Here is a 1,841-nt window from a genome sequence, read left to right on the forward strand (position 1 = left end):
GACGATGCGCGCCGGGATGTCCATGGCGCGCATCAGCACCACGAAGGCCGAGGCGATGTGCTCGCAAAACCCCTCCTTGCGGTCGAACCAGAACTCGTCGGCGGTGTGCTGGCCGTACACGCCCGGCTCCAGCGTGTAGCGGTAGCCGCCGGTGCGCAGGCGCGCCAGCGCGGCATTGACGAGCGCCGGCACCGCATCCTGGCCCGAGGCGGGTGCCAGTTGCGGATCGGTGCGCAGCGCTTGCGCGAGCGCGAGCGTGCGCGGGTTGAAGCCGGGTGGCAGTTCAGTGTAGGCCCGCAGTGCGGGCGTGGCGGTGGTGGGCCCGTGGCGGAACTGCAGGTAGCTCTCGGCGCGGTAGCGGACCACGTCGGTGATGGGACGGGTGGTGAGCCATTGCAGGTCGTCCGTCATGAAGGTGCCCATGCCCGGCACGGTGGGCTGGTCGCGCGCGGCGTCCAGCACCAATAGCCAGGAGCGCTGGTGGGGCTCGAGCGTCACCTCGTAGCGCAGGGGCTCGCCCTGCACCTGCAACTGGGCGGGGGTGGCGGGGCGTTCCATCGAACGGGTGCCCACGCGGTACGACAGGGGATGCCATTCGCTGCCGTCGAAGGTGGAATACACCGGCCCGCGGAAATACAGCGCGCTCTGCGGCGGCGGCGCGCCACCCGGCGTATCGAAGCGCACGCGCAGCGCCACGCCGTCGTCGAGCGCCAGTTCGGCGATGTTGCCCACCCGCATCACCCCCGAGAGCCCGCTGCGCCCCGTGAGGCTGTCGCTGGGCATGCCCCACAGCGGCGCCATGCGCGGAAACAGCAGGAACAGCGCCGCCATGATGGGCGCCCCCAGCAGCGCCATGGAGCCTGCCAGCCGGAACGCATGCGCCAGCGGCGGGCGGCCCACCGGCATGTGGGCGTTGACCAGCGCGGTGAGTAGCCCCAGCAGCGCCACCAGCATCGCGGCTGCGGTGACCAGCGATTGCGAGTAGAAGAAGTTGCTGAGCATTGTGAAGAAGCCCAGGAAGAAGATCACCATGGCATCGCGCCGCGCCCGCACTTCCAGCGTCTTGAGCGCCAGCAGCACCACGATGAGCGTGACGCCCGCGTCGCGGCCCAGGATGGTTTGGTGCGTGAACAGGGTGCCGGCCACGGCCACTGCCAGCCACGCGATCAGTGCCCAGCGTCCCGGCAGGGCGCGGCCCTTCCAGGCCAGCCAGCCGCGCCACACCAGCACCACGGCAGCCATCGCACTGGTCCAGGCGGGCAGGTGTGCCACCTGCGGCGCCACCACCCAGGCAATCACCACCAGCAGGAACAGCGTGTCCCGCGTGTCGCGTGGCAGGGTGGCAAGGGTTTGGCGCAAGGTCATGGTGCGGGGATTGGCGGGGGCGAGCGGTGCAGTTTGCTATTGAAAATGAAGCTGAAAGCGTACTCTGGGTAAGCGCTGCATGCGATTTTCATGGTTTTTTAGAGAAATCAGCACAGTGCCAGGGCCTCCAGGCAGCGTTGGCGATGGGCCGCGCCGGAATCGGGCGCCAGTTCCACCCCCGGCAGACGCAGTCCGTAGTCGATGCCCAGCCGGTCGGCCTGCAGCACCCAGGCCGTCAGGCGCGACACGCGCGCTTCCGGGTCGGGCAGGGCAGCCAGGGCCAGGTCGAGCCACAGTTCGTGGCGCTGGGCCTGCTGGACGTCGCGGCTCACGAGGTCGTCGGTGCCGGTGGCCAGCGATTTGGCCGCCTTTTTCCAGACCACGAGTTTGAGCGGGTCGCCACGGCGGTAGGCACGCACGCCGTCGAATTCGCCGATGCCCTGCGTGGTGGCGCTGCCCGTGCCGCTGGCGCGGGG

Annotated in this window: 2 protein-coding genes; both read right to left on the bottom strand. The window is 69.7% G+C overall.

Features of this window, described 5'->3' with window-relative positions:
- Nucleotides 1–1,365: DUF3488 and transglutaminase-like domain-containing protein (locus ACDELDRAFT_RS21970; protein WP_005800828.1), on the bottom strand; the 1,365-nt coding region annotated here is incomplete at its 3' end.
- A 107-nt stretch (nt 1,366–1,472) separates the two neighbouring features.
- Nucleotides 1,473–1,841, bottom strand: a 369-nt coding sequence (locus ACDELDRAFT_RS21975; RefSeq protein ID WP_005800830.1) for a DUF58 domain-containing protein, incomplete at its 5' end; no start/stop codon positions are given.

It is taken from the genome of Acidovorax delafieldii 2AN, assembly GCF_000175235.1.
Lineage (GTDB): Bacteria > Pseudomonadota > Gammaproteobacteria > Burkholderiales > Burkholderiaceae_C > Acidovorax > Acidovorax delafieldii_B.